This is a genomic window from Novosphingobium sp. Gsoil 351 (assembly GCF_009707465.1).
In the GTDB taxonomy this organism is placed as follows: Bacteria; Pseudomonadota; Alphaproteobacteria; order Sphingomonadales; family Sphingomonadaceae; genus Novosphingobium.
This window is the reverse complement of record NZ_CP046120.1, coordinates 2,484,296-2,508,983: the sequence shown is the minus strand read 5'-3', so window position 1 is coordinate 2,508,983 and position 24,688 is coordinate 2,484,296. Positions and strand designations below refer to the sequence as shown.

The 24,688-nt window shown below is 66.7% G+C and carries 25 protein-coding genes, 1 other RNA gene and 2 pseudogenes; 16 read left to right on the top strand and 12 right to left on the bottom strand.

Annotated elements, in window-relative coordinates:
* Window positions 1–208: 208 nt before the first annotated feature.
* On the bottom strand, window positions 209–937 hold the full coding sequence (gene mtgA / locus GKE62_RS12140) for a monofunctional biosynthetic peptidoglycan transglycosylase (RefSeq protein ID WP_154692461.1): 729 nt from the start codon (window positions 935–937) through the stop codon (window positions 209–211).
* Window positions 938–1,034: 97 nt separating this feature from the next.
* Between mtgA and GKE62_RS12135 the strand changes: the two genes are divergently transcribed.
* Entirely contained in the window at window positions 1,035–1,844 is an 810-nt protein-coding gene (locus GKE62_RS12135) for a transporter (protein WP_154692460.1), read from the top strand.
* A gap of 10 nt (window positions 1,845–1,854) precedes the next feature.
* Here GKE62_RS12135 and rpoH read toward each other — a convergent pair whose 3' ends face one another.
* The gene (rpoH, locus tag GKE62_RS12130; RefSeq protein WP_154693705.1) at window positions 1,855–2,748 is read right to left on the bottom strand and encodes an RNA polymerase sigma factor RpoH; all 894 of its coding nucleotides are present in this window, start codon (window positions 2,746–2,748) and stop codon (window positions 1,855–1,857) included.
* Between the two features lie 172 nt (window positions 2,749–2,920).
* A pseudogene (locus GKE62_RS12125) lies at window positions 2,921–3,876 on the bottom strand (RluA family pseudouridine synthase).
* A 39-nt stretch (window positions 3,877–3,915) separates the two neighbouring features.
* Between GKE62_RS12125 and GKE62_RS12120 the strand changes: the two are divergent.
* The 4 genes and pseudogenes from GKE62_RS12120 to rnpB all read left to right on the top strand — a co-directional run bounded on the left by GKE62_RS12120 (window position 3,916) and on the right by rnpB (window position 6,159).
* On the top strand, window positions 3,916–4,317 hold the full coding sequence (locus GKE62_RS12120; RefSeq protein ID WP_230206674.1) for a Mov34/MPN/PAD-1 family protein: 402 nt from the start codon (window positions 3,916–3,918) through the stop codon (window positions 4,315–4,317).
* Between the two features lie 32 nt (window positions 4,318–4,349).
* Window positions 4,350–4,994, top strand: a pseudogene (locus GKE62_RS12115) (histidine phosphotransferase family protein).
* 22 nt (window positions 4,995–5,016) lie between these two features.
* Window positions 5,017–5,730 carry an N-acetylmuramoyl-L-alanine amidase gene (locus tag GKE62_RS12110; RefSeq protein ID WP_154692459.1) on the top strand — a complete coding sequence of 238 codons (714 nt, stop codon included), beginning with the start codon at window positions 5,017–5,019 and terminating at the stop codon, window positions 5,728–5,730.
* A gap of 6 nt (window positions 5,731–5,736) precedes the next feature.
* Window positions 5,737–6,159: RNase P RNA component class A (rnpB, locus tag GKE62_RS12105), an RNA gene on the top strand.
* Window positions 6,160–6,230: 71 nt separating this feature from the next.
* On the opposite strand, the gene GKE62_RS12100 is transcribed toward rnpB, so the two are convergent.
* Together GKE62_RS12100 and GKE62_RS12095 are read right to left on the bottom strand one after the other, a co-directional pair.
* Window positions 6,231–7,541 (bottom strand): UDP-glucose/GDP-mannose dehydrogenase family protein, encoded by a 1,311-nt coding sequence (locus GKE62_RS12100; protein ID WP_154692458.1) that lies wholly within the window; start codon window positions 7,539–7,541, stop codon window positions 6,231–6,233.
* A 36-nt stretch (window positions 7,542–7,577) separates the two neighbouring features.
* Window positions 7,578–8,375, bottom strand: a complete 798-nt coding sequence (locus GKE62_RS12095; RefSeq protein ID WP_154692457.1) for a metallophosphoesterase family protein — start codon at window positions 8,373–8,375, stop codon at window positions 7,578–7,580.
* Window positions 8,376–8,667: 292 nt separating this feature from the next.
* On the opposite strand from GKE62_RS12095, the gene GKE62_RS12090 reads away from it, so the two are divergent.
* Complete coding sequence (locus GKE62_RS12090) at window positions 8,668–9,414, top strand: TorF family putative porin (RefSeq protein WP_154692456.1); 747 nt, start codon at window positions 8,668–8,670, stop codon at window positions 9,412–9,414.
* Window positions 9,415–9,544: 130 nt separating this feature from the next.
* A complete protein-coding gene (locus GKE62_RS12085) occupies window positions 9,545–9,964 on the top strand; it encodes a VOC family protein (protein WP_154692455.1) in 420 nt (139 codons plus the stop codon).
* Window positions 9,965–10,031: 67 nt separating this feature from the next.
* Here the strand turns inward: GKE62_RS12085 and nhaA are convergent, their stop codons facing one another.
* Window positions 10,032–11,210 carry a Na+/H+ antiporter NhaA gene (gene nhaA, locus GKE62_RS12080; RefSeq protein ID WP_154692454.1) on the bottom strand — a complete coding sequence of 393 codons (1,179 nt, stop codon included), beginning with the start codon at window positions 11,208–11,210 and terminating at the stop codon, window positions 10,032–10,034.
* Window positions 11,207–11,701: a hypothetical protein gene (locus GKE62_RS19055; RefSeq protein ID WP_230206673.1), complete on the bottom strand. Its 495-nt coding sequence runs from the start codon at window positions 11,699–11,701 to the stop codon at window positions 11,207–11,209. The genes nhaA and GKE62_RS19055 overlap by 4 nt, the downstream gene beginning before the upstream one ends.
* Before the next feature lie 145 nt (window positions 11,702–11,846).
* Between GKE62_RS19055 and GKE62_RS12075 the strand changes: the two genes are divergently transcribed.
* The 6 genes from GKE62_RS12075 to GKE62_RS12050 all read left to right on the top strand — a co-directional run bounded on the left by GKE62_RS12075 (window position 11,847) and on the right by GKE62_RS12050 (window position 17,545).
* A complete protein-coding gene (locus GKE62_RS12075) occupies window positions 11,847–12,398 on the top strand; it encodes a hypothetical protein (protein ID WP_154692453.1) in 552 nt (183 codons plus the stop codon).
* 62 nt (window positions 12,399–12,460) lie between these two features.
* Window positions 12,461–13,375, top strand: coding sequence for a sulfite exporter TauE/SafE family protein (locus GKE62_RS12070; protein ID WP_154692452.1), 915 nt, complete (start codon window positions 12,461–12,463; stop codon window positions 13,373–13,375).
* A 37-nt stretch (window positions 13,376–13,412) separates the two neighbouring features.
* Window positions 13,413–14,171, top strand: coding sequence for a TIGR02186 family protein (locus tag GKE62_RS12065; protein WP_154692451.1), 759 nt, complete (start codon window positions 13,413–13,415; stop codon window positions 14,169–14,171).
* Between the two features lie 66 nt (window positions 14,172–14,237).
* Complete coding sequence (locus GKE62_RS12060) at window positions 14,238–16,031, top strand: ATP-binding protein (RefSeq protein ID WP_230206672.1); 1,794 nt, start codon at window positions 14,238–14,240, stop codon at window positions 16,029–16,031.
* Window positions 16,032–16,107: 76 nt separating this feature from the next.
* Window positions 16,108–16,752, top strand: coding sequence for a lysophospholipid acyltransferase family protein (locus tag GKE62_RS12055; protein WP_154692450.1), 645 nt, complete (start codon window positions 16,108–16,110; stop codon window positions 16,750–16,752).
* Window positions 16,745–17,545, top strand: a complete 801-nt coding sequence (locus tag GKE62_RS12050; protein WP_154692449.1) for a DUF1295 domain-containing protein — start codon at window positions 16,745–16,747, stop codon at window positions 17,543–17,545. Before GKE62_RS12055 ends, GKE62_RS12050 begins: the two co-directional genes overlap by 8 nt.
* A gap of 33 nt (window positions 17,546–17,578) precedes the next feature.
* On the opposite strand, the gene GKE62_RS19440 is transcribed toward GKE62_RS12050, so the two are convergent.
* Entirely contained in the window at window positions 17,579–18,007 is a 429-nt protein-coding gene (locus tag GKE62_RS19440; RefSeq protein WP_255453319.1) for a 5'-nucleotidase C-terminal domain-containing protein, read from the bottom strand.
* On the bottom strand, window positions 17,952–19,418 hold the full coding sequence (locus tag GKE62_RS12045) for a 5'-nucleotidase C-terminal domain-containing protein (RefSeq protein ID WP_255453318.1): 1,467 nt from the start codon (window positions 19,416–19,418) through the stop codon (window positions 17,952–17,954). The genes GKE62_RS19440 and GKE62_RS12045 overlap by 56 nt, the downstream gene beginning before the upstream one ends.
* Before the next feature lie 85 nt (window positions 19,419–19,503).
* Between GKE62_RS12045 and GKE62_RS12040 the strand changes: the two genes are divergently transcribed.
* From GKE62_RS12040 to GKE62_RS12030, 3 genes are read left to right on the top strand one after another with little or no spacing between them, the layout of a single operon-like run.
* On the top strand, window positions 19,504–20,166 hold the full coding sequence (locus tag GKE62_RS12040) for a TetR family transcriptional regulator (RefSeq protein WP_230206671.1): 663 nt from the start codon (window positions 19,504–19,506) through the stop codon (window positions 20,164–20,166).
* Window positions 20,167–20,217: 51 nt separating this feature from the next.
* Window positions 20,218–21,819, top strand: a complete 1,602-nt coding sequence (locus GKE62_RS12035; protein ID WP_154692447.1) for an NAD(P)/FAD-dependent oxidoreductase — start codon at window positions 20,218–20,220, stop codon at window positions 21,817–21,819.
* 46 nt (window positions 21,820–21,865) lie between these two features.
* Entirely contained in the window at window positions 21,866–22,264 is a 399-nt protein-coding gene (locus GKE62_RS12030) for a thioesterase family protein (RefSeq protein WP_154692446.1), read from the top strand.
* A gap of 16 nt (window positions 22,265–22,280) precedes the next feature.
* On the opposite strand, the gene GKE62_RS12025 is transcribed toward GKE62_RS12030, so the two are convergent.
* Genes GKE62_RS12025 through GKE62_RS12015 form a run of 3 tightly spaced genes read right to left on the bottom strand, consistent with a single transcriptional unit; the run spans window position 22,281 to window position 24,675 of the window.
* Entirely contained in the window at window positions 22,281–23,636 is a 1,356-nt protein-coding gene (locus GKE62_RS12025; protein WP_154692445.1) for an aromatic ring-hydroxylating dioxygenase subunit alpha, read from the bottom strand.
* Entirely contained in the window at window positions 23,633–24,157 is a 525-nt protein-coding gene (locus tag GKE62_RS12020) for a nuclear transport factor 2 family protein (RefSeq protein ID WP_195908366.1), read from the bottom strand. Before GKE62_RS12020 ends, GKE62_RS12025 begins: the two co-directional genes overlap by 4 nt.
* Entirely contained in the window at window positions 24,154–24,675 is a 522-nt protein-coding gene (locus tag GKE62_RS12015) for a nuclear transport factor 2 family protein (RefSeq protein ID WP_154692443.1), read from the bottom strand. Before GKE62_RS12015 ends, GKE62_RS12020 begins: the two co-directional genes overlap by 4 nt.
* Window positions 24,676–24,688: the final 13 nt, after the last annotated feature.

The following is a 24,688-nucleotide window of genomic DNA, read 5'->3' as shown; positions in this document are numbered from 1 at the left end:
CGCGACTCGGCTGGCCATGTGACCGTCGTCACTGCCGACGAACGCAACGCCTAAGCGTGGGGCGGGCCTGAATTCAGGCAGGGGTTGCGGGGGCAATCGAACGGCACGCCGTGTGGTCCCCTTCACGGCGCAACGCGACCGGCGCTCGTCCGCTTCCGGGGGAAGCATCGGGCGCCGGAAGTGTTTGGAGCGTAGCTCCGGTCCGGGGCTACTTGTACACGCAGGCATCCAGCCCGTCGCGACGGACCACGCCGATCCGAGCGGCGATGGCGTTGCCGTGGCGGCGGGTGAAGCCGCTCGCGCCGTTGACCGCGCGGCGTTTGGGAGCGGGCAAGGCGGCGGCGATCCGCGCGGCCTCCACCGGACTCAGGCTCGCGGCGGACCTGTTGTAGTAACGCTGCGCCCCGCTCTCGGCGCCATACGTGCCGATCCCGGTCTCGGCGACGTTGAGATAGACTTCCATGATGCGCCGCTTGGGCCATAGCTGCTCGATCAGCACGGTGAACCATGCCTCCAGCCCCTTGCGCAGATAGCGGCTCCAGCCCGTACCCTGCCACAAAAACACGTTCTTGGCGGTCTGCTGGCTGATCGTCGAGCCGCCGCGCAGGCGATTTCCGCGCGCGTTCTTGGCTATCGCCGTTTCGATCGCGGCGCGGTCGAACCCGTCGTGCGTGCAGAACTTGCCGTCCTCTCCCGCGATCGCCGCATCGACCATGTCGCGGTCGATCTCGCTGAGTGAGGTCCAGTCGCGGGTGAAGCCGTTGGGGTCGGTCAGCATGGTGATCGTCACCGGCACCGGCACGAAACGATAAAGCAGCGTGAACCCGACGCTGAGCGCGAGGAACCAGACGATCAGCCGCCCCACGAACCAACCGATGCGAAACGCGGGACCATGCGACTTGGAGACGCGCGAGGGTTTGAGAAATGCCAAGGCCATGCCGCCGATTAGCGCGACCGCGCGGCCTCGTCATCCGGCCAGCAGCCTAACCGCGAATTAATGCACGGACCCGCGCCTGGAGGGTATCGTTCCACCCATGCCGATCACCCGAGTCTCCTCGCTGACGTTGCTCTGCGCGACTCTCGCGTCGGTCGCGCCCGTTTGCGCGCACGCCGACGATCGCGATTTCTGCGCCGATCGGCCGGGTCGCGGCACGCCGGCATGCACGCTGGCGCCAGGCCAGGCGATGGTCGAAGTCGGCGCTGTCGATTGGGAGCACGATGCCGACGCGCAGAACATCGACGATACGATCACCCTGGGCGATACGCTGCTGCGCATCGGCGTGGGCGGCGACACCGAAGTCCAGTTAGGCATCACCGCCGCGGTACGGACCCGCTCGCGGGACCGGGCTAGCGGGAGGGTCGCGCATTCAACCGGGGCCGGCGACGGGCTCCTCGCCATCCGCCACGGCTTGGCCGGAGACGACGGCCCGATCGCGGTCCAGGCCCTCGTGACACTCCCAATAGGCCGGCGTCCCGCGAGTGCAGGAGACTGGGGCGCGGACCTGCTGGTGCCGTTCCAGCACGACCTGCCTGGCAAGTTCCAGCTCGCGCTAACGCCCGAGATCGACGCCGCGGTAAACGCCAGCAGCACCGGGAGACACCTCGCTTACGGCGGGGTGGTGGGACTCTCGCACCCGCTGGGCGAAAAGCTCTCGCTGACCGCCGAATTCGCCGGATTCGAGGATCGCGATCCCGCGGGCTCATCGTTCGACGGCCGCGTCGCGGGATCGCTGGTGTGGCAAGTCGACAAGCGCACCCAGCTCGACCTAGAGGCCGACCTGGGGGTCAGCCAGTCCGCGCCCCAACACGCGGTGATGGTCGGGTTTGCCCGCCGGTACGGCTAGCCAGGCCGGTTCACCCCGCCGCCAGCGCCAACCCGCCGCCCCTCGGGGTAAGCCGGTCACCCGCGATCCGTTGCATCGCCTTTTGCAGCTTTTCGAACGCACGCACCTCGATCTGGCGGACGCGTTCCCGACTGACGTTGTAGACCTGGCTCAGCTCCTCGAGCGTCTTGGGCTCTTCGGCCAGGCGGCGGTCGGTCAGGATGTGGCGCTCACGCTCGTTGAGCACGTCGAGCGCTTCGGTCAGCATGTCGTGACGCAGACCCGCCTCCTCAACTTCGGCGACGGTCTCGTCCTGCAACGGGCGGTCGTCGACCAGCCAGTCCTGCCACTGCCCGGCGCCGTCCTCGTCGGCGCGCAGCGAGACGTTGAGCGACGCGTCGCCGCCCATCATCATCCGCCGGTTCATGTTGACCACGTCGACCTCGGGCACGCCCAGGTCGGTGGCGATCTTGCGCACGTCGTCGGGGTGAAGATCGGAATCCTCGAACGCCTCGAGGTTCTTCTTCATCCGCCGCAGGTTGAAGAACAGCTTCTTCTGCGCGGCGGTGGTGCCCATCTTGACCAGGCTCCACGAGCGCAGGATGTACTCCTGGATCGAAGCCTTGATCCACCACATCGCATACGTCGCAAGGCGGAAGCCGCGTTCGGGATCAAACTTCTTCACGCCCTGCATCAGCCCGATGTTGCCTTCGGAGATGAGTTCCGACACGGGCAAGCCATAGCCGCGATAGCCCATGGCGATCTTGGCCACGAGCCGCAGGTGGCTGGTGACGAGCTGGGCCGCGGCCTCGGGATCCTGATGCTCGGCGAAACGCTTGGCGAGCATGTACTCCTGCTCGGGCGCGAGCAGCGGGAATTTGCGGATTTCGCTGAGATAGCGGTTGAGTCCGGCCTCGCCGCCCATCACGGGCACGGCGGGCACGCTTGACTTACGGGTTGGAACCTTGCTCACTTGAACTTCCGTCCTTTCGTCGATCCCCGTGGTCGTCCCCTTTAGCGGGCGGCGGCCGGCGGGACCACTGATGCTTTCTATCCACTGTGATAGCGTGGCTCGATAAGCGGTATTCTAACGTATCTTATGCTGTCTCGGGCGAACCTCCCAATTCGACGATCAGTTCCCGCATATCGACCGGGAGCGTGCTGGCGAAGGCGAGCCGTTGGCCAGTGACGGGATGCTCGAATCCCAGCCGGGCGGCATGAAGCGCCTGGCGGGCGAAACCAAGCCGGGCGAGGATCGGGCGAATCGCGGGGAGAGAGCGTCCATAGACAGCGTCACCCAATAGCGCATGACCGATTGACGCAAGATGAACACGAACCTGATGGGTTCGTCCAGTTTCCAGATGACATTCCAGATCGGTTGCAGATTCAAGGGCTTGGAGCGTCCGGTAATGCGTTACCGCGTGCTTGCCGCGGCTGCCCGCGATGTTCGGCCCAACCAGCGCCATCTTCTTGCGGTCGCTGGCCGAGCGCGCGATCGCCCCTCGTATCGTATCGATGGGCGGCAGCGGACGTCCTGCGCAGACCGCGCGATAGGCGCGCTCGATCGTATGCGCGGCGAACTGGCGTGCCAGCCCCTCGTGCGCGACGTCGCTCTTGGCGGCCACAAGCAGGCCGGAGGTGTCCTTGTCGATCCGGTGGACGATTCCCGGCCGGGCGACCCCGCCGATGCCGGACAACTGGCCCGCACAGTGGTGAAGCAGCGCGTTGACCAGCGTTCCGTCCAAATTGCCCGCGGCGGGATGGACGACGAGGCCCGCGGGCTTGTCGATCACAATCAGGTGCTCGTCCTCATAGGCGATGACCAGGGGGGATGTCCTGAGCCGCAGCGGCCAGGGGGAACCGCCTGGGGCACGTGGATCGCCCAGCGCGTGCCTTCCGGCAGCTTCGCCGAAGCCTGCGCGGCCGGCCGGCCATCGAGCAGGACCCGCCCCTCGCCTAGCAGCGCCTTGACCCGCTCGCGCGACAACCCGCTCGCCTCGGCCAGCGCCTTGTCGAGCCGCGCGCTCTCACCCGTCAACACGCCTTCGAGGATGCGTTCTGCGCTGGTTTCGTTTTGCCCCACGGCTACAACATGGGCATGGCGCACACCGTGGCAAGGTCAGCGATCAAGGCGATGATCGAACAAGGCGCACGAGCCGAGCCGGAGGAAGCTTGCGGGCTGTTGCTGGGCACCCCCGAACGGATCGAAGCCGCGATCCCCACGCGCAACGTCCATCCCACCCCGCGCACCCATTTCGAGATCGATCCGGTCGCGCTAATCGCCGCGCACAAGGCGGAACGCTCGGGTGCGCAGCGGATCGCAGGGTATTGGCACTCGCACCCCACCGGATCGACCGAACCCTCCGCCACCGATCGGATGAACGCGAGCGGCGACGGCAAAGTCTGGGCGATCGTCGGTGCCGGGATGGTGACATTCTGGCGCGACACGCCCCAGGGCTTCGTACTGCTTTCAACCCGGATCGATGCCGGTTAAGGCACCGGTAGCCATCGCGCCCAGGGGACCAGATGACCGATACCGCCGCAATCGATCTCGCCAGCCTGCTGTGCTCGCGGCTGTGCCACGACATGCTTTCTCCGGTCGGCGCGCTTTCCAACGGACTCGAACTGCTGCGCGACGAGAAAGACCCCGAGATGCGCAAGCGCTGCATGGAACTGCTCGAGCAGAGCGCCAAGGCGAGTGCGGACAAGCTCAAGTTCTTTCGCTTGGCGTTCGGTGCGGCGGGGGGTTCGGGCAGATGGTTTCAGTGTCCGAGTCGCGCGATCTCATCGCAGCGCTGATCGGCGATTCAGGACGGGTGACACTGGACTGGAAGGTCCCGAGCGAGGAACTGCCCAAGGCGGCGGTCAAGACCCTGCTCAACCTTGCCGCAATCGGGCTCGAGACGCTGGTGCGCGGCGGGACGCTGGAAGTCGGCGCGGAGCTGAACGGCGGCGCCAGCGAGATCGTGATCCGCGCCGAGGGCCCCAGGATCGCGTTCGACGAAAACATCGGCCACGCGCTCGACGGGTCGTTGCCGCCGGGCGAGCTATCCAGCCGCACCGCGCCCGCGGCGATGATCCGGGGAGCTGGCCGCCAGCACCGGCGGCGGGGTTCAATGGCACCGCGGCGAAGATGCGCTGGTGTTGGGCGCGGTCTTGCCGCAGGCTTGAGGGGGAGAGAGAGGAGACCGCGATGGACGAACTGATCCACCGCGAGAACCTGTCGCCTAATTGCGACGCGCGGGCGCTGCCTGGGGCGCGGCCAATCTCGATGGTCGTGCTGCACTATACCGGCATGCAGACCGCAGCCGAGGCAGAGGAGCGGCTGGTCGATCCCCAAGCCAAGGTCAGCGCGCACTACTTGATCGGCGAGGACGGCGAGGTCGTCCGGCTGGTGCCCGAGGAGCGGCGCGCGTGGCACGCCGGGCGCAGCTACTGGCGGGGGGTTACCGACGTCAATTCGGCGAGCATCGGGATCGAGCTGGTCAATCCGGGGCACGAATGGGGCTATCGCGCCTTTCCCGCGGCGCAGATGGAGGCACTGCTGCCGCTGCTGGCGCGGATCGTGAAGACCCACGACATTCCTCGAGCCAACGTGGTCGGGCATTCCGACGTCGCGCCCGCGCGCAAGGAGGATCCCGGCGAGCTGTTCGACTGGCCGCTGCTCGCGCGGCACAAGCTGGCGCTGCCGATCCCCGAAGTGATGCTGGGCGATCCGTTCGACAACGAAGGTTCGGTGCTACTGGCGCTCGAACGGTTCGGCTACGACATCACCGACGGCCGCGCCGCGGTGCGCGCGTTTCAGCGCCGCTGGCGGCCGAGCCTGATCGACGGCGAGATCGACTTGCAAGTGGGCGCGATGGTGTTCGCGCTGCTGTTGGATCGCGACCGGGGCCGTGCTAGGTGACCTGTGCCGGGGGGCCGGGCAGCCGCGTCAGGGAAACCTGCCGAGGAAAGTCCGGGCTCCACGAAACAAGGGTGGCGGGTAACGCCCGCCGGGCGTCGGGCTTCGGCTCGACGTTCAGGGAAAGTGCCACAGAGAGCAGACCGCCTCGCAAGAGGTAAGGGTGAAAGGGTGCGGCAAGAGCGCACCGCGCGACCGGCAACGGAAGCGGCACGGCAAACCCCACCTGGAGCAAGGCCTAATAGGGGCGGCGAGACGGTCTCGAAAGGGACCGGCTGGGGTGTTTCGCCCCGACCGCCCGGGTTGGCTGCTTGAGCCTTGCGGCAACGCAAGGCCTAGAGGAATGGCTGCCGATGCGGGGCTGGTCCGCCCAGGGGAACTTGGAGGACACCGCCCGCGTCACAGAACCCGGCTTACAGGCCCCCCGGCAACTCACGCGGCGATGGCTGGCCCGCGAGATTCGCTGGCGATGGTTGCCGGCGAACGTCAAATCGCCGTTCCGCTCAACCGCGCCCGACGCCGACATAGGTCAATCCAGCCGCGCGCGCTTCCACCGGGTTGTAGACGTTGCGCAGATCGACCAGCAGCGGGGTAGCCGCCTCTCGGGCGATGCGTTTGAGGTCGAGCGCGCGGAACGCGTCCCATTCGGTGACCAGGACTACCGCATCGGCCCCGGCGATCGCGCCCCAGGCGTTGTCGGCCATCGTTACCGCGGGAAGCATTGGCTTGGCCAGCTCCATCCCCTCGGGATCGTAGGCGACAACGTTGGCGCCCGCATCGATGAGCGTTTGAGCGACCGCAAGGCTGGGCGCATCGCGCATGTCGTCGGTGTTGGGTTTGAAGGTCAGCCCGAGCAGCGCGACGGTCTTGCCGCGGGCGGAATCGCCGCCGCCCATGGCCGCGATCACCTTGCGCCCCATCGCCCGCTTGCGGGTGTCGTTGACCGCGACCACCGCCTCGACGATCCGTATTGGCGCGTCGGCGTCCTGCGCGGTCTTGAGCAAGGCCAGCGTGTCCTTGGGAAAGCAGCTTCCGCCATAGCCCGGCCCGGCGTGGAGGAACTTCGGGCCGATCCGGTTGTCCAGCCCGATCCCGCGGCTGACGTCCTGGACGTCCGCTCCCACCGCCTCGCACAAGTCGGCGATCTCGTTGATGAAGGTGATCTTGGTCGCGAGGAACGCGTTCGCGGCATACTTGATCAGCTCGCTGGTGCGGCGACCGGTGAACAGGATCGGCGCCTGGTTGAGAAACAGCGGACGGTAGACCTCGCGCATCGTCTCGCGGCCGAAATCGTCCTCGGCCCCGATGACGATCCGGTCGGGGCGCTTGAAATCGGCGATCGCCGCGCCTTCGCGCAGGAATTCGGGGTTGGAGACGACGCTGACGCGGTGTGCGCAGCCGGCCTCCGCGATGATACGTTGGACCGCGTCGCCGGTACCAACCGGGACGGTCGACTTGGTCACCACCACCGCCTCGCCGGTCAGGCTGGCGGCGATTTCCTTGGCGGCGGCGTGGACATAGCTGAGGTCGGCATGCCCGTCGCCGCGGCGGCTGGGAGTGCCCACCGCGATGAACACCGCGCCGGCTCCGGCCACTCCTTCGGCCAGGCTGGTGGTGAACGCCAGCCGCCCGGCGGCGACGTTGCGCCTGACCAGGTCGTCGAGCCCCGGCTCGTAGATCGGCATTACCCCGGCGTGGAGCCGCTCGATCTTCGAGGGATCGGTATCGACGCAGACCACATCGTGGCCGAAATCGGCAAAGCAGGCGCCCGAGACGAGACCGACGTATCCGGCCCCGACCATGCAGATTTTCACGTTCGCTTATCCTATTCGACTGCCCGGGCGGCTGGCCTAGGCGGCTTGATCATCGGCGCGCGCGATAGCGTCGCGCGCCGCCAGATACCAGCGCTGGCTGCCCTCGAGCCCAAGCGCGGTCAACCGTCCCGACTGGAATGCGCCGGTATCGATCCCGATCCGGTTGGGCATCTCCTCGACATGCGCGCTGATGGTGTGGCCGTGCACCACGATGCAGCCATGATCGCGGGTGTCGGAAACGAAGCTTTCGCGAATCCAGCGCAAGTCGGCCGGGTTCTGGTCCTCGAGCGCGATCCCGGGGCGGATTCCGGCGTGGACGAACAGGTAGTCGCCAATCGCGATGAGGTCCTCGGCCTCGCGCAAGTAGTCGAGGTGCGCCTGGGGAATGGCCTCGCGCATCCGCGCCTGCAGTTCGTCAAGCGAGAGTTCGCGATAGTCGCTGCGGTCGATCGGGTAGCTGAGCACCGTCTCCTTGCCGCCATAGCGCAGGAAGTGGCGCAGGACTTCGGTGCGATCGAGACTGTCGAGGAACATCTCCTCGTGGTTGCCCGACAGCAGGCGCACGCGGCGGCGCTTGCCCCAGGCCATCGCCGCATCGATCACTCCGGCGCTGTCGGGCCCACGATCGACCAGATCGCCGAGCAAGACCACTGTCGTCTCGGCCGGTGTCCGCACGGCATCGTCGGCGTCGATCGCCGCGATGAGCTGCTCGAACAGGTCGAGCCGCCCGTGGATGTCGCCGATCGCATAGACCCGCACGCCCTCCGGCACCGCGGCCGCGGCTTCGACGAACTCTGCCGCCGGGGAAAGGATGGAACGCAATCGCTTGAGCATACGGGTTTCGCCGAACGGCGGGTCCTAATAGAGCGCGGTCGGTTTCGCCTCAACCCCGCTGCAATGCAGCAGGCCCCTATCGGGTTCCACATACACCCGCGATGAACCGTGCCAAGTGGTGCGCAAAAGCCACGGGCATGCGCGAACGCGAAACTCCGCGCAATTTTTTACTTGTGCAATGCAGCATGAGGCGGCAATCGTTGCCTCGCATTGCTCGAGGACCGCCCAAGAACACGAGGCATCCCGGCGTTGCGCAGGTGGGACGACGCGTCAACTTTTGAAGGATTTTGACATGCGCACGTCCGTTTCGGCCCTTTCGGCCGCCATTCTCCTTGGCCTTGGGCTAGGAGCGACTCCCGCACTCGCCGACGACACCGCCCCGCCGAGCGATTTCACGTTCAGCGGCTATGTCCAGGGTGTTTCCGACTATCGCTTCCGCGGGCTCTCGCTCTCGGGCGGTGATTTCGCGGTGCAGGGCACAATCAATCTCAACCACTCGAGCGGGTTCTACGTTGGGACCTGGGCATCGAGCCTGGAAGACTCCGCGGTCTACGGCAGCACCGAAGTCGATCTCTACGGCGGCTGGACCGGCGCGCTGGGCAGCGGGATCACCGCCGACGTCGGGCTGCTCTACTACGCCTATCCCAACGGCCACGTCGGCAAGGCCAACTACTTCGAGCCTTACGCCTCGCTGACCGCGGCGATCGGCCCGGCCACTGCCAAGGTGGGCGTCGCCTATGCGCCGAGCCAGGATTCGCTGGGCAACGACGACAACACCTACGTCTACGGCGAGCTTTCCGGCGGCATCCCCGACACCCCGATCTCGATTTCGACGCACCTCGGCTACGCCGACGGCGTCCAGTCGCCCGATCTGCTCACGGGCAAGGGAACCGGCGGCGGGTTCGATTACTCGGCCGGCATCACCTATAACATCACGCCGAAGTTCTCGGTCGGGGCGAGCTACGTCGGGGTCGACGGTTTCAAGATCGACAGCTTTTCCGACGACACCGTGGTGGCGACGGTCAAGCTCGCCTTCTAAGTCCTGTTCAAGGGTGACGCGGGAGCCCGCGCCGGGATACCGGCGCGGGCTTTCGCGTTTCCGGCCGGGCGCGCTTGAACCGGACTGTGCTTGATGTAGGACACCGCCGACGCGACAAGCGAGGCGAGCAGTGACCCACTATCTTCACACCATGATCCGGGTTTCGGACCCCGCCGCGACCGTGGCGTTCTTCAAGCTGATCGGGATCGAGGAGGTCCGCCGCTTTGACAGCGAACAGGGCCGCTTTACCCTGATCTTCCTCGCCGCGCCCGGTCAGGAGGGCATTGCCGAGGTCGAACTGACCCACAACTGGGACCCGGAGGCCTATTCGGGTGGGCGCAACTTCGGCCACCTCGCCTACCGGGTCGAGAACATCTACGAAACCTGCCAGCGGCTGATGGACGCCGGCGTCGTCATCAACCGCCCCCCGCGCGACGGCCACATGGCCTTCGTGCGCACCCCCGACGGAATCTCGATCGAACTTTTGCAGGACGGTCGGCTCGAGCCGCAGGAACCGTGGGCGAGTATGGCGAATACGGGCGAATGGTGAGCAGAGCGCGTGCATGAAAGCTGCACCAAACCGCTCGTGTCGAGCGGACCAGATATTCTGTAAAGCACTATGGGGGCGCGGGTCTCGCAAACCGCAACACCGCATAGCCCAGCAGCGCCGAGACTAGCGAACCCGCGAACACACCCAGCTTGGCCTCTTCAATCAGTGCGGGATCGGCCGGAAACGCGAGCGCGGCGATGAACAGGCTCATGGTAAAGCCGATCCCGCATAGCAGCGCGATGCCCCATAGCTGAAGCCAGCCAGCTGCTTGCGGACGGCGCGCGATGCCCAGCCGTTCAGCGAGCGCCAGACTGGCGAAGATCCCGGCCTGCTTGCCCAGCACCAACCCCAGCGCAATGCCCAGCGGCAATGGCGCCAGCAAGCTGGCGCCGCCCAGCACGACCCCGGCGTTGGCGAAACCGAACAGCGGAACGACGACGAACCCGTTCCACGGCACGAGATGGTGCTCCATCCGCAGCAGCAGCGAATCGTGGTGGCGTCTGCCGGGACGCAGCGGAATCGCGAACGCTGCGAGCACCCCCGCGACGGTCGCATGGACCCCCGAGTGGAGTACCGCGAGCCAAAGCGCCACGCCCAGCACCACGAACGGCGCGGCCGGCTCGATCCGCAGCCGGGCGAGCAACAGCATCGCTCCCAGGATCGCACCCGCCGCGCCCAGCCACGCAAGGTCGATCCCGGTGGTATAGGCTAGCGCGATGATCGCCACCGCGCCCAGATCGTCGACGATCGCGACCGTCAGCAGGAACAGCCGGAGCGATGGCGGCACGCGGCTGCCAAGTAGCGCGACGACCCCCATCGCGAAGGCGATATCCGTCGCCGCTGGGATCGCCCAGCCGCGCGCAAGCCCGGAGACGTTGCCCGCAATCAACAGGTAGATCGCGGCAGGCGCCGCCATTCCCGCGGCTGCGGCGATCACCGGCATCCGCCGGGTTGCCGGGTTGGCCAGCACCCCGCCTAGCACCTCGCGCTTGATCTCCAGGCCGACGACGAAGAAAAACACCGCCATCAGGCCGTCGTTGATCCAAAGGTGGAGGGTCGTCAGCCGCGCTACAGGGTTCCACGCCAGGGGATGATGGAGCAGCGCATGATAGGCCGGTTCGAGCGCAGTGTTGGCCGCGATCATCGCTGCCGCGGCGGCGATAAGCAGGACTATGCCCGGCGCGGCTTCGCTGTCATGTAGCCATCGCAGCCGCGCAGACAGAAACTGGCGGCGGGGCGTAATCATACGCTAGTGCATCGGCCAAATGGCGACACGTTGCAACCTACGCTCGCGCGCGATAGGGCTGCTGAGCTGCGCTTGGGGTGCGCGGCGGCGGGTGCATGACAGGACGGTTCGACTTCGCCGGGCTCGACCCGTGGCAGTGGCTTGAGATTGTCGAGCATGAGTTCCTGCTCTTCGCCGCGTTCTTCTTCCTTGTCGGCGCGATCGACGAACTGGGGGTCGATCTTGCCTGGCTCCGGCTCAAGCTGACGGGGAAGACGCGACCGCGGACCTTTGCCAACACGCCCAATGCACCGCTCAAGGGTATCGCAGCCGTGCTGGTTCCCGCCTGGCGCGAAGCCGAGGTCATCGCCGCGATGCACCGCCATTGCCGGACATGCTGGCCGCAGCAGGAACTGCGCATCTACGCCGGCTGCTGTCGCAACGACTCGTCCACGCTCGCCGCACTGACCGAAGGGGCCGGGGCCGATCCGCGCATCCGTGTGGTCGTCCATGGGGCGGATGGCCCCACGACCAAGGCCGATTGCCTCAACCGGCTTTATGCCGCGCTTGCAGCTGACGAGCAGCGGAGCGGGGTGCGTGCACGCAGCGTGTCCTCCATGATGCCGAGGATTTGGTGCATCCGGCCGCATTGGCGGGGTGATCCGGTTCGCGCTCGCGCCGTCCTCGGGGAACGTCCCGCAGGCCTACGTCCGCGTCAGCCGCGCCGTCGGCGGGATCGACGAGCGCGAAATCGCCGAGGGCCTCTCGGCGCGCCCGTTCCCAAACCTGCCGCTGCGGCTGCTCGGCGAGGCGCGCGTACGGCGCGGTTCAGGGCGCACGCGGGTCCGCCCTGCGGCCTCGCTGATCACCGAACTGCCGCCGGTGCGGTTGCCGTTGGGGATCGCAGGCGAAGCCTATGCCCAAGCCGGTTACGCGGGCGCGCCGATCGGCGACAAACGCGGAGCGACACCGTTCTTCGACGTCCAGGCGGTCGCCGATCGCAGGCTGGCGAGCGCCGGGCCGGCCGAGCTGCGACTGGGCGGGGGTGCTTGGAGCGGCGGGCAGAAGGGCGCCGTCAGGCTCGATCTCGGTCCTCGCGCCAGCCTACGCCTCACCACCGGCCCGGCTGCGGCGCGCCTGGCGCTCGACTGGCGCTTCCGCGTGGCCGGCAGCGCCCGTCCCGCCTCTGGCCCGACGCTGACGTTTTAGGCGGGATTCTAGCTTTCGCGGCGTTCCCTTCCCCCGCCCCATAGGCTAGGCCCGCGCGCAGGATGGACGTCTACCTTCCCATCGCCAACCTTTCGGTCAACGGCCTGGTGATCGTCGGTCTGGGCGGGCTGATGGGCATCCTCTCGGGCATGTTCGGGGTCGGCGGAGGCTTTCTGACCACACCGCTGCTGATCTTCTACGGCATTCCCCCGACGGTCGCCGCCGCCAGCGCTGCCAGCCAGGTGACCGGGGCGAGCGTCTCGGGCGTGTTCGCGCACACCCGGCGCGGCGGGGTCGACTACCTGATGGGCGGGGTGATGGTCGTCGGCGGGGTGTTCGGCACGCTCGTCGGCGCGGTGCTGTTCCGGTTGCTCCAGGAACTCGGCCAGATCGATACCGTGATCAACATTCTCTACGTGATCATGCTCGGCGCAATCGGCGGGATGATGGGCAACGAGGCGGTCCAGAGCTTGCGCGCGATGCGCAGCGGCAGGCGCTTGCCCGCGCGCAAGCGTCGCCACCACCCGCTGGTCGCCAACTTACCGTGGCGCTGGCGGTTCTATCGCTCGGGGCTGTACATCTCGCCGCTGGCGCCGCTGCTGCTCGGCTTCTCAACCGGCATTCTCACCATGCTGCTCGGCGTCGGCGGCGGGTTCATCCTGGTCCCGGCGATGCTCTACATCCTGGGGATGAGCGCCAGCGTGGTGGTCGGCACGTCGCTGTTCGAGATCCTGTTCGTCACGATGGTTTCGACGATGATGCACGCGCTGACGACCAAGGCGGTGGACATCGTGCTGGCCCTCCTGCTGCTGATCGGCTCGGTCTCGGGCGCGCAGATCGGAGCGCAGTTCGCGCAGAAGTTCCGGCCCGAATACTTGCGCCTGATCCTGGCGGTGATCGTGATCCTGGTCGCGCTGCGCCTGGCGATCGGGCTCGGCTATCGCCCCGACGAGATATTCACGGTGACCCCGCTGTGACCGGGATGCGCACTCCAGGAAATCCCTTTTTGGGGACTTGGGGTGGCGAATAATCCTGGCGCTGGTCCTGGGTCCGCTTCTGATCTGCGCGCGCGACCCGATCCTGATTCCCGAGATTTCGCAACACGAGGTCCAGGTCCAGCAGGGTTTTACCGGGACCGACCTGCTCCTGTTCGGCGCAATATTGACCCCGGAGGGCACTCGCGCCGCGCAGGCCTACGACATCGTCGTGGTGCTTCAGGGCCCGGCGCGCTCGATCGTGCTGCGCGAAAAGCAGAAGGTCGCTGGCGTTTGGATCAACGCCGACAGCAGCGAGTTCCGCTCGGCTCCGGCGTTCTTCGCGGTCGCCTCGTCGCGCCCGATCCGGGACATCGTCGACGAGCGTACCGCGGCGATCTACGAGCTGGGCCTGCCCTGGCTCCAGCTTTCGCCGATCGGGGCGATCGATCCCAAGCAACAGGCGCGGTTTGCCGGCGGGCTGGTCGATCTGATGCGCCGCCAGGGGCTCTATCAGCAAGACGAAGCCGCCGTGAAAGTCAGCGGCGGCGTTCTCTACCAGGCGCGGATATCCCTGCCCTCAAGCGTTTCGACCGGCACCTACACCGCCGAAACCTTTGCCGTCGCGCGCGGCAAGGTCGTCGCCGCCGCGTCGACCACGGTCGCGGTGCGCAAGTTGGGGTTCGAGCGCTTCGTCGCCGACCGGGCTCAGCGCAACGGCTTCTGGTACGGGATCAGCGCGGTCCTGATGTCGGTGTTCATGGGCTGGCTGGCGGGGAGACTGTTCGCCTTGGTGTAGACCGCTCCGGATGCCGCGAATCCTCAGGGTTACTTGATCTTAACCGCGGCCCCCTATCGCCACGGCATGGATAGACCGACGGACACACGGGGACCGGGCGCGATGCCGGACATGGGCGGATACGGCTTGGACGCGGCGCAACCCGCGAGCGTCAGCGACTTCCACCGACCGCAGCAGCCGTTCGGGGAGCCCGCCGGGTCGTTGCGCGTGCGAGCGCCCGCCCCTGCCCCGCGGGCGGAACCATCGTCGGTTTCGCGCAACGCACTCGACCCGATCGGGATGGTGATCGAGATCGCGGGATCGGGATCGCGCATCGCGCTCGACCTGGGGCGGCTCGACGAATGCGCCGGAGACACCGATCCATCGGTGGCGCTGGCGGGGCAGGTCGGCAGCCAGATCAAGATCCGCGTCGGCAACACCTGGCTGCTCGCCAGCGTGCGCACGCAGCGTTCGGACGAGGCGGTCCCCGGCGGGATCGTCGCCGCGATCGACTTCCTCGGCGAAGGCGACGAAGAGAAGCTGACCGGCAAGATCTATCACTTCCGCCGCGGCGTGACCCGCTATCCTATCCCCGGCGCGTTGATCTATCCCGCGACCAGCGCGGACTTGCGGCAGATCTACGCCAGCGACGGGCGCAGCGCGATCACGGTGGGGACTGTCTATCCGACCCGCGACATCCGTGCCGGCCTGTATATCGATGCGATGCTGGGCAAGCACTTCGCGCTGCTCGGCTCGACCGGCACCGGCAAATCGACCAGCGCCGCGCTGATCCTCCACAAGATTTGCGAAGCCGCGCCCGACGGACACATCGTGATGATCGATCCGCACGGGGAATACTCCGCCGCGTTCCGCCATTCGGGGCTGCTGCTCGACGTTTCGAACCTGCACATGCCGTACTGGCTGATGAACTTCGAAGAGCATTGCGAAGTCTTCGTCACCGCCAACGGACCCGAGGCGCAGGAAGACCGCGACATCCTCGCCAAGTGCCTGCTCGCCGCTCGCTGCAAAAGCCGCCTGGCCGAAAGCATGGGCAAGATCACCGTCGATTCGCCGATCCCCTACCTGCTGTCGGACCTGTCGAGCGGCATCCAGAACGAGATGGGGCGGCTCGACAAGGCTTCCTCATCGGCTCCGTTCATGCGGCTCAAGACCAAGATCGACGAGATCAAGGCCGATCCGCGCTATCAGTTCATGTTCTCGGGCATGCTGGTCGGCGATACGATGGCCGAATTCATCGCCAAGGTCTTTCGCCTGCCCTCCAACGGCAAGCCGATCTCGATCATCGACGTCTCCGGCGTGCCTTCGGACATCACCAGCACCGTGGTCGCGGTGCTCAGCCGGCTGGTGTTCGACTACGCGATCTGGTCGCGCGACGACCTGACCCGTCCGATCCTGCTGGTGTGCGAAGAAGCGCATCGATACGTCCCGAACGAGAAGAACGCCGACGGCTCCAGCGTGGGGCGGATCCTCAGCCGGATCGCCAAGGAAGGACGCAAGTACGGGATCAGCCTGGGGCTGATCACCCAGCGCCCGTCCGACCTGGCGGAAGGCGTGCTCAGCCAATGCGGCACGATCATCTCGATGCGCCTCAACAACGATCGCGACCAGGCGTTCGTGAAGGCGGCGATGCCCGAAGGCGCGCGCGGCTTCCTCGATTCGATCCCCGCGCTGCGCAACCGCGAATGCATCATCTGCGGCGAGGGCGTTTCGATCCCGGTTCGGGTGAGCTTCGACGAACTCGAGGAATACAAGCGTCCGGCCTCGGCGGATCCCTCGTTTTCCGAGCTGTGGAACAACAGCGGCGGCGAGGAAGAGCAGGTCAGCCGCGCGGTCGCGCGCTGGCGCGCGCAGGGCCGCTGAACGGATCGGCCAGCGCCGGCCGATAACCGCTGGCGCCTCACTCCCCACGCCCCTATGCTCGGGCGGGGGATTTGGGATGAGCAGGAAGGCAGATACTGGCGAACCGCGCCCGGCGCTGCTGTCGCGGGTCCTGCGGGCGTTCCTGTTGTGGTTCTACCGCACGCGCGGCTGGTCCGCCCATGGCACTCCGCCCGCCGACCTGCGCGGGGTGATCATCGCCGCGCCGCACACCTCCAACTGGGATTTCGTCAACTTTCTCGGGCTGACCGACTCGCTGGGGGTCAAGGCCCACTTCATGGGCAAGAAGGAGCTGTTCCGCTGGCCGCTCAAGCGCTTCATGCGCGACATGGGCGGCGTGCCGGTCGATCGGTCGAGCAGCCACGACTACGTCGCCCAGATGGTCGCCGAATTCGGACGCCGCAAGCATTTCCTCCTGACCGTGGCGCCGGAGGGCACCCGCGGCACCGTGCGCCGCTGGCGCACCGGCTTCTACTACATCGCCCTTGGCGCGAAAGTGCCGCTGCTGGTGGGCATGATGGATTACGGCACCAAGAGCGGCGGGCTGGGTCCGGCGATCTGGCCGACCGGCGACTATGCGGCCGACATGGCCAAGATCGTCCAATACTACCGCAGCGTCACGCCCAAGAACCCCGCGCGCGCGCAAAGCGATTTCGGCATTGGCGAGACAACCTCCAGCCAAGGCGTCCAGGCGCATGCTTGAAGCGCTGCTCGTCAATGCCGCGCTGATAGTGGTGGTCATGACCGGGCTGTGGCTGATCGCGGTGCGGATCGGCGACGTCAGCTTCATCGACGCGGTGTGGGGTGGCGGGATGGCGCTGCTGGCGGTTTCGAGCTGGCTCCAGCGCGACGAACCCGGAGCGCTCGCGACGCTGATTCTCGCGATGACCGTGCTGTGGGGCGGGCGGCTGGCGCTGTATCTTTTCCTGCGTTGGCGCGGGCACGGCGAAGATCCGCGCTACGCCCGGATGCTGGGCAAGGCCAAGGAGCGTGGCAAGTTTGCCGGAGCGGCGCTCAAGATCGTGTTCGGGCCGCAGGCGCTTCTGCTGTTCCTCGTGTGCCTGCCCGCGCAACTGGGCATTCTCGCCAGTCGCGATTCGGCGCCGCTTGGACCGCTCGCCTGGGCGGGTCTGGCGCTGTGGGGTGTGGGAATTGTCTTCGAATGGGTCGGCGACTGGCAGCTCGCCCGCTTTCGCGCCGATCCGGCGAGCAAGGGCAAAGTCCTGGATTGGGGGCTGTGGCGCTATACCCGCCACCCCAACTATTTCGGCGACGCCTGCGCCTGGTGGGGCATCTGGCTCGCCGCCGCCGATGCCGGGTGGGGGATCGCCGCCGCCAGCGTGGCGGGTCCGCTGTTCCTTACGTTTACGCTGACCAAATGGTCGGGCAAGCCGCTGCTCGAAAAGGGCATGGCCAAGCGACGGCCCGACTATGCGGCGTACGTGAAGCGAACTTCGGGGTTCGTGCCCTGGCTGCCCAGGCGCGACCGATCCTAGAATCCCGGGACGAGCGGGATCAATTGGGCAGTTCTATTTGGACATCGGCCCCGGCTTCTGCGGGGTAGCCGCCGGATTGAGATCGATCACCCGCTCTTCCACCGGCGCAGGCCGCGGCGGGACCGCTTTGAGCCACGCCTCGAGCGCATCGATGTCGCTTCCGCCGATCGCCTTGTCGCGCTGGCCCGCCAGCAGCGAGAAGCTGTCGCCGCCGTTCGCGAGGAAGCTGTTGGTGGTCACGCGGTAGCTTTTGGCGGGATCGATCGCCACCCCGTCGAGCGTCATCGCCACCACACGCTGGCCTTCGGGACGGGCCATATCCACGCTGTAGGAAAAGCCCCAGCTTGGGCTGAGGAACTGGACCGGCTGGTTGCTGTCGAGGCCCTGCTCGAGAACCGCCTTGAGCTCAGCCCCGGTCAGGGGTCTGGGTGACGAGGTCGTTGGCGAACGGCTGCACCGCATAGACCTGACCGAAAGTCACCCCGCCATCGGCGGCGGGCGCGATCTGCGACGGCGCGCGCAGCCCGAAGACGTTCATCAGCGCGATCTGCGCGCCGGCTGATCGTGTCGCCGCAAGCTGGGCATCGGCGACGAGGTTGCCCAGGCTGCCGCCCTTGTTCGAGGCGTCGCCGCCCGGACGCTCGACCAGCCCGCCCAGCTTGCCGACCGGGCGCTCGATGAAATCCTTGGAGGCGGCGACATAGCGCGCGACGTAGGCGGCGATGTCGGATCGCGGCGCGAATTGCGGGAATTCCGGCACGAGGACGAGATCGCCGCGCGCGTTGCTATAGCCCGGGCTCTGGACGATCACGTTGCGCGCCGACTTGGAGATCACCCGGCGCGTCACCGGATCGAACTTCAGGTCGATATCGGTCACCAGCTCGCCGAATACCCCGGCGCTGGTCAGCAGGAACGGCTTGGCCGGGTTGAGCGTGGCGTAGTCGCAGACGTAGGCCCAGTGGGTGTGGCCCGAGACGACGACGTCCACCTCGGTGCTGAGGCGATCGAGGATCGAGCGGATCGCGCCGGTGAAGCCCGCGCACGCGCTGGGATCAGGGGCGACCTTGGTATCGGTGCGCCCGCCCTGGTGGATCAGCACCACGATCGCGTCGGCCCCTCGCGCCTTCAACCCCGGGATCGCGGCGTTGATCGTGTCGGCCTCGTCGGCGAAGGTCACGCCCTGGAGGTTTTCCTTCGCTGTAAGGTCGGATGTTTCTCTCAGGGTTGCACCGATGAAGCCGATCGTCACCTTGCGCCGTCCGCTACCGAAGGTCTTCATTCCGGTGGCGGGAAACAGCGTTGAGCCGTCGGGACGGATCGAGTTGGCGGCGAGGAACGGGAACCTCGCCCCCGCCCATTTCTCGAGTTGGCACGGCTGGCGCGCCGCGAGCGGCTGGCACCCGCCCGCAACCAGGCGCTTGAGCTCCGCCGCGCCGCGATCGAATTCGTGATTGCCGACCGCGTTGAAATCGAGCCCGATGCGGTTCATCACGCCGATCGCCGGTTCGTCGAGGTAGAGCGACGAAGCGAGCTGCGAGGCGCCCACCAGATCGCCGGCCGAGACGGTCACGTGATTGGCATATTTGCTGCGGACACTGTCGATCGCGCTCGCCAGCCAGGCCGCACCGCCAGCCGGGACCGCAACAACCCGCTCGCTCTGATCGAGCTGCGCGTCGCCGGGCCTGGGTTCCACGCGGCGGGTGCCGTGCAGGATCGTCGGCACCGCCTGCTTCGGCGGCTCGAGCGCGCCGTGGAAATCGTTGATCGCGATGATCCCCACCTCGACCGGAACGGAGGCGCCGCGCGGCACCGTGGCGCAGGCGGCGATGGCGGGGATAAGGATGGCGACGAGCAGGCGCGAAAGCGGGATCATCGCCGCCGGTTAGCGCAAAATGACAGCGTCAGGAAATTTCATCGCGGCTCGATTGAAATGCTGCACCTGCGAGCCTAAATTCGCCATGAAGCGTCGGAAGGGGCCTTTCCTTATGCCTGTCAACCAGGCCGAAGCAGACCAGCAACGCGATCGCGCGGTCGATGCCGCGCTCGCCATCCTCAACGATCGCGGACCCAACGCGCTGAGCCTGGGCGAAGTCGCCAGCCGGTTGGGCCTGACCGTCACCGCGCTGCAACGCACCTTCGAAACCTACGACGATCTGCTCGAGGCCGTCGCCGAACGCTGGTTCCGCGCCAAAGTGCGGATCATGGAGGAGGTTGTCGCCAGCGATCTGCCGCCGCGGCGCAAGATGTACGAATTCTTCGCGCGCCGCTTTGTCCTGTTGCGCGACAGCTACCGCGCCGATCCGGTGCTGTTCCAGATGCACTGCGATCTGGGCAACCAGCACTTCGAGGTGGTCCGCAGCTACGTCGATCTCGGCGACCATTACCTGTGCCTGATCATCGCCGAGGCAATGGACGACGGACACTTCCCCGGCCTGTCCATCGACGAGGCGCTGAGCCTGATCAACCAGATGATCTCGGCCTACGTCAACATCGCCCTGATGGTGATGATCATGGAAAAGCTGAGCGAGGCCAAGCTCGCGCGGATCGTCGATACGATCTTCGACGGGCTTTCGGCCGAAGACCGCGGCGCGATCGGGGTGCAAGGACTGCGCGCCGCCTGAACCATTGCGCCGCCGCGCTGATCTGCCATCCTCCCGGCCGGGAGAACGGTCATGACGGCAGCGACTCGGGATTTCGACGCGATCGTGGTGGGTGCCGGGTTTGCCGGCCTCTACATGCTCCACAAGCTGCGCGGCCTGGGCCTGAGCACGCGGGTGATAGAAGCGGGCGATGGGGTCGGCGGGACCTGGTACTGGAATCGCTATCCCGGCGCGCGGGTCGACATCCAGAGCATGGAATACTCGTTCTCGTTCGATCCCGAACTCGAGCGCGAATGGCGCTGGTCGGAGCGCTATGCTCCGCAGGAAGAATTGCTGCGCTACGCCAACCATGTCGCCGACCGCTACGACTTGCGCCGCGACATCCAGTTGGAGACCCGGGTCGACAGCGCGCATTGGGACGAAGCCGCGGCGCGCTGGACGGTGCGCACCGATCGCGGCGATGAACTGTCCGCGCGCTGGGTGGTGATGGCCACCGGGTGCCTGTCCACGCCCAAGCAGATCGACATCCCGGGAATCGAAAACTTCGCAGGGTCGATCTATAAGACTTTCGAATGGCCCCGCGAAGGTGTCGATTTCACCGGGCAGCGGGTCGGGGTGATCGGCACCGGATCGTCGGCGGTCCAGTCGATCCCGGTCATCGCCGAGCAGGCGGCGCAGCTCACCGTGTTCCAGCGCACCCCCAACTACTGCGCACCGGCCTGGAACCAGCCGGTGACGCAGCAGCAATATAGCGACTGGGACGCCAATCGCGACGCCTATCGCGCCGATGCCCGCAGCCAGTCGGTCGCCGCGCTGTTCAATCCGGAGGAGCGAACCGCCGCTGAGATGACGCCCGAAGAACAGCAGGCGGAGTTCGAGCGCCGCTGGCAAAACGGCGGATTGCCGATGATGAGCCTGTTCGCCGATGTCCTGACCGAGCCCGACGCGAACAGGATCGCCGCCGATCTGATGGCCGCGAAGATCCGCAGCATCGTCACCGATCCCGCCGTAGCCGACAAGCTGACCCCCAAGACCTATCCGATCGCAACCAAGCGCCTGTGCGTTGACACCGGCTACTACGCGACCTTCAACCGCCCCAACGTGACGCTGGTGGATTTGCGCGAGACTCCGATCGTGCAAGTCACACGGACGGGAATCCGCACTTCCGCGGGCGAAACCGCGTTCGACGCGATCGTCTTCGCGACCGGTTTCGATGCGATGACCGGGACGCTCACGAAGATCGACATCCGCGGACGCGGCGGAGTGTCGCTGAAGGACAAGTGGGCAGATGGCCCGCACACATACCTCGGGCTGACGATGTCCGGGTTTCCCAACCTGTTCACCGTGACCGGGCCGGGCAGCCCTTCGGTGCTGACCAACATGATGATGTCGATCGAACAACATGTCGAATGGATCGCCGGCTGCATCGCGCACATGGCCGAGCACCAGTTCAAGGTGGCCGAGGCGACAGCACAAGCCGAAGCTGAATGGGTCGCGCATGTCGGCGAAGTGGCCGATACCACTCTGTTTCCGCAGGCAAATAGCTGGTACATGGGGGCCAACGTACCAGGCAAGCCGCGGGTGTTCCTGCCTTATGTCGGCGGATTTCCCGAATATGTGGTCGCCTGCAACGACGTGGTGGCGGACGGCTATCGCGGATTTGCGATGGCCTGATGCAACGCGCTGGCAAGTTGGCTCGCTACACCCTATTTACAGGCATGTGAGCAAAGCGATTCCCTATCTCTTTCCGATCGGCGTCGAGCCCGGCGACATCGATTTCATGGGCCACGTCAACAACGCCCACTATCTGACCTGGGTGCAGAACGCGGTGGTCGCGCACTGGCGCAATCTCGCCCCGCCCGAAGCGGTCGCGCGGCACTTGTGGGTCGCCTTGAAGCACGAGATCACCTACCGCCGCCCGACATTCCTGGGCGACGACGTCATCGCCACGGTGGTGCTGGAAAAGGTCCAGGGCGTGCGCGCCTACTACGAGACGGTGCTGCGACGCGGCGAGGACATCCTGGTCGAGGTCAAGTCGATCTGGTGCTCGGTGGATTCCGCGACGCTGCGACCGGCGCGCTTGGCGCGCGACGTGATCGCGCGGTTCCTTCCCGTCTGATTCCCCGCAGCAGCGTTCACTCCTCGCCCAGATAGCGCGCCAGCGTTTGGCGCATGTGGCGGATGCGGACTTCCTGATAGGCGCCAAGCGTCTGCCCCGGCTTGCGGCTGGCCTTGATGCCGCGGGTCAGGCGCGCGAGGTTGTCGACGTCCTGATCGTAGATGAAGGCAAGCTTCGGATCGATGCCCGGCGCCGCGGCAAACGGCTCGTCTAGCGCGAGTTCGACCGTGGCCGGGACCGGCGGCGGCGACTCGCCGGGGCGGGTCGGCGCAAGGAACCACAAGTCGAAGAAGCAGCGATCGACCGACTCCGGATCGGGCAGGAAGCGATAGACCATCGGCAGCGCGATACCGGGAAAGAAAACGAAGTTCGGGAAGCAGTAATACTCGATCGAATCGATCATCTGCGTGGTCGAGACGCGCGCCAGGTCCACCCCGTGCTGGGCGCCTAGCGTCGTCCGCAGGTGTTCGGCAAAGGCGTCTCGCGCGCGCTGCCCCGGCTGCAGGCGCAGTCCCGATCGGCCGCGATCGAGCCGCGCCAGCAAGTCCTCCTCGCTCGGCGTGCCTTTGAGGTGCGGACTTTGGAACCCGATCGTGTGGATGAAGCGGCTGACGTGATCCCCAAGCAGATCGTATTGGCAATTGGCGTCGCCCGCGGTGGGCAGACCCTCCGGATGCGTCGCCATCACATGGTAGGCCTCGAGGAACGCCTCGAGCGCGATCTTCCAATTGGCCGGGAGGTGCTTGCGATAGTGCGCGGCGATGTGCCGCGCATCCATCGGCACCGGCAGGTCGAGTTCAGGAACCGGGTGAAGGAACTCGCCGAGCGGCGGCGGATCGTCGCCGAAATGGACGAACACGAACCCGCCCCAGCGCCCGGTCGCGATCTCGTCGAGACGCGCGGCGGCGCGGTCCACATGCGCGAAATCCCATGCGCAGGGCAGCGACCTGAGCGCGCCGTCGGAGGCGTAACTCCACCCGTGAAACGGGCAGCGCAGCACGCTGGCGTGCCCGCGCGAGCCGGAGGGCGCGAGCTGCATCCCGCGATGGATGCAGCTGTTGACGAAGGCCCGCACAGACCCGTCATCCTGCCGGACGACGATCGCGCTGTCGTCGCCAATGTCGTGGACCAGGAAATCGCGCGGGTTGGGGATTTCCTCTTCGCGGCAGGCCATCTGCCAGGTGCGCGGCCAGAGGCGCTCGCGCTCGCGCCGGGCGTAGTCCTCGCTGGTATAGGCGGCGTAGGACAGGTCGTCGTCGCCCAGATGCTGATAGCGCTCGGCAATGAAGCCGGCCGATGGCGGGATCGCGTCGTCCAGGATGATGGCACGCGTGGAAGGCCCAGGGCAGCGCGCGACGGTTCGTTCGGTCATCGCCGCCGCACTTCGTCGCGCCGCGCCGACAGGTCCGCCGACCCGCGCGCCCCGCGCAGCGCCGATGGCGTCTGACGCAGCCAATCGTCGGCCGCCGGCACCGTCCAGCACGAATCGTTCAGCTCGCTGCGATGGGCGATCTTCCACACGCCCTCGCGCCGTTCGTAGCGATCGACGTAGCGGCCGATCACGACGAAATCCTTGTCCTCCCCATCGCTCTCGATGCGGTGATAGGCGTTGAAGTAGATCTCGCCGAAAGCGACGTCGCCTTCGATCGCGATGTTCGTCTGGCCGATCATGTGGTGGTTGACCTTGTGGCTCGCCAGCACGCCCAGCGCGAAGTCGCAGAATTCGGGTCCCGATCCGGCGAAGAAGCCCCGGTCGTCGGTCGCGTCCGGGTGATAGACCGATCGCAGCAGGTCGCGGTCGAGCCGGTCGAGGGCCCGCATATAGTCGATCGAGAGCTGGGCGATCGCGCGATGATCGAGCAGTTCCTGCAGGGCCGGATCGCGCGCTCTCACGCCGCGCCCCAGCGATACAGCGGGTCTTCCGGCTTGCGCCCGCCGCGCCGCTGAAGGCGGTCGAAAAGCCCGCCGTCGAGGCTCATCGTCGCGGGTATCCGCCGGTTCCAGTCCATCACATAGAGCCGCTCGACGATGCGCCACCCCTCGGCCCGCTGTTCCAGCGTATCGAGATAGCGCCCGCCCACGGTCATTTCGACTTCGGCGCCCGGCTCGCCCAGGATGTGCAGCGCCACGCACTGGGTCTCGGCCCGCGCGCGCTTTGCGTCGAACTCGATGATGACGTTGCCGATCGCGTGCTGGGTAAGGCGCATGCCCCCGATCGCGGCCAGCAGGCTGGCGCAGGTCGTCGCCTTGTCCTGCGCGCCATAGCCATAATCGATCCGGGCATCGTCGGCGAAGACGCGGTCGAGCTCGTCGGCGTCGCAGCGATCGATCCCGCGGCAATAGCGCGCGAGCAGGTCCGCGATGTCCAGCCGGGCGGCGACGCGATCGGGCGTGCTGGGGGCGTCGTCCATCCAGCGAGACTAC

Coding starts and splice junctions, on each gene's coding strand:
- nhaA (WP_154692454.1), bottom strand. CDS start 11,210: ATGATTACGCCCCGCCGCCAGTTTCTGTCTGCGCGGCTGCGATGGCTA.
- GKE62_RS19440 (WP_255453319.1), bottom strand. CDS start 18,007: ATGCGGTGCAGCCGTTCGCCAACGACCTCGTCACCCAGACCCCTGACC.
- GKE62_RS19055 (WP_230206673.1), bottom strand. CDS start 11,701: ATGGACGACCACACGGATGCGCGGATCGGCCCCGGCCCCTTCGGTCAG.
- GKE62_RS12110 (WP_154692459.1), top strand. CDS start 5,017: ATGGACGAACTGATCCACCGCGAGAACCTGTCGCCTAATTGCGACGCG.
- GKE62_RS12045 (WP_255453318.1), bottom strand. CDS start 19,418: ATGATCCCGCTTTCGCGCCTGCTCGTCGCCATCCTTATCCCCGCCATC.
- GKE62_RS12095 (WP_154692457.1), bottom strand. CDS start 8,375: ATGCTCAAGCGATTGCGTTCCATCCTTTCCCCGGCGGCAGAGTTCGTC.
- GKE62_RS12060 (WP_230206672.1), top strand. CDS start 14,238: ATGGATAGACCGACGGACACACGGGGACCGGGCGCGATGCCGGACATG.
- GKE62_RS12015 (WP_154692443.1), bottom strand. CDS start 24,675: ATGGACGACGCCCCCAGCACGCCCGATCGCGTCGCCGCCCGGCTGGAC.
- GKE62_RS12070 (WP_154692452.1), top strand. CDS start 12,461: ATGGACGTCTACCTTCCCATCGCCAACCTTTCGGTCAACGGCCTGGTG.
- rpoH (WP_154693705.1), bottom strand. CDS start 2,748: ATGGGCGGCGAGGCCGGACTCAACCGCTATCTCAGCGAAATCCGCAAA.
- GKE62_RS12050 (WP_154692449.1), top strand. CDS start 16,745: ATGCTTGAAGCGCTGCTCGTCAATGCCGCGCTGATAGTGGTGGTCATG.
- GKE62_RS12035 (WP_154692447.1), top strand. CDS start 20,218: ATGACGGCAGCGACTCGGGATTTCGACGCGATCGTGGTGGGTGCCGGG.
- GKE62_RS12120 (WP_230206674.1), top strand. CDS start 3,916: ATGGGCATGGCGCACACCGTGGCAAGGTCAGCGATCAAGGCGATGATC.
- mtgA (WP_154692461.1), bottom strand. CDS start 937: ATGGCCTTGGCATTTCTCAAACCCTCGCGCGTCTCCAAGTCGCATGGT.
- GKE62_RS12055 (WP_154692450.1), top strand. CDS start 16,108: ATGAGCAGGAAGGCAGATACTGGCGAACCGCGCCCGGCGCTGCTGTCG.
- GKE62_RS12135 (WP_154692460.1), top strand. CDS start 1,035: ATGCCGATCACCCGAGTCTCCTCGCTGACGTTGCTCTGCGCGACTCTC.
- GKE62_RS12040 (WP_230206671.1), top strand. CDS start 19,504: ATGAAGCGTCGGAAGGGGCCTTTCCTTATGCCTGTCAACCAGGCCGAA.
- GKE62_RS12025 (WP_154692445.1), bottom strand. CDS start 23,636: ATGACCGAACGAACCGTCGCGCGCTGCCCTGGGCCTTCCACGCGTGCC.
- GKE62_RS12090 (WP_154692456.1), top strand. CDS start 8,668: ATGCGCACGTCCGTTTCGGCCCTTTCGGCCGCCATTCTCCTTGGCCTT.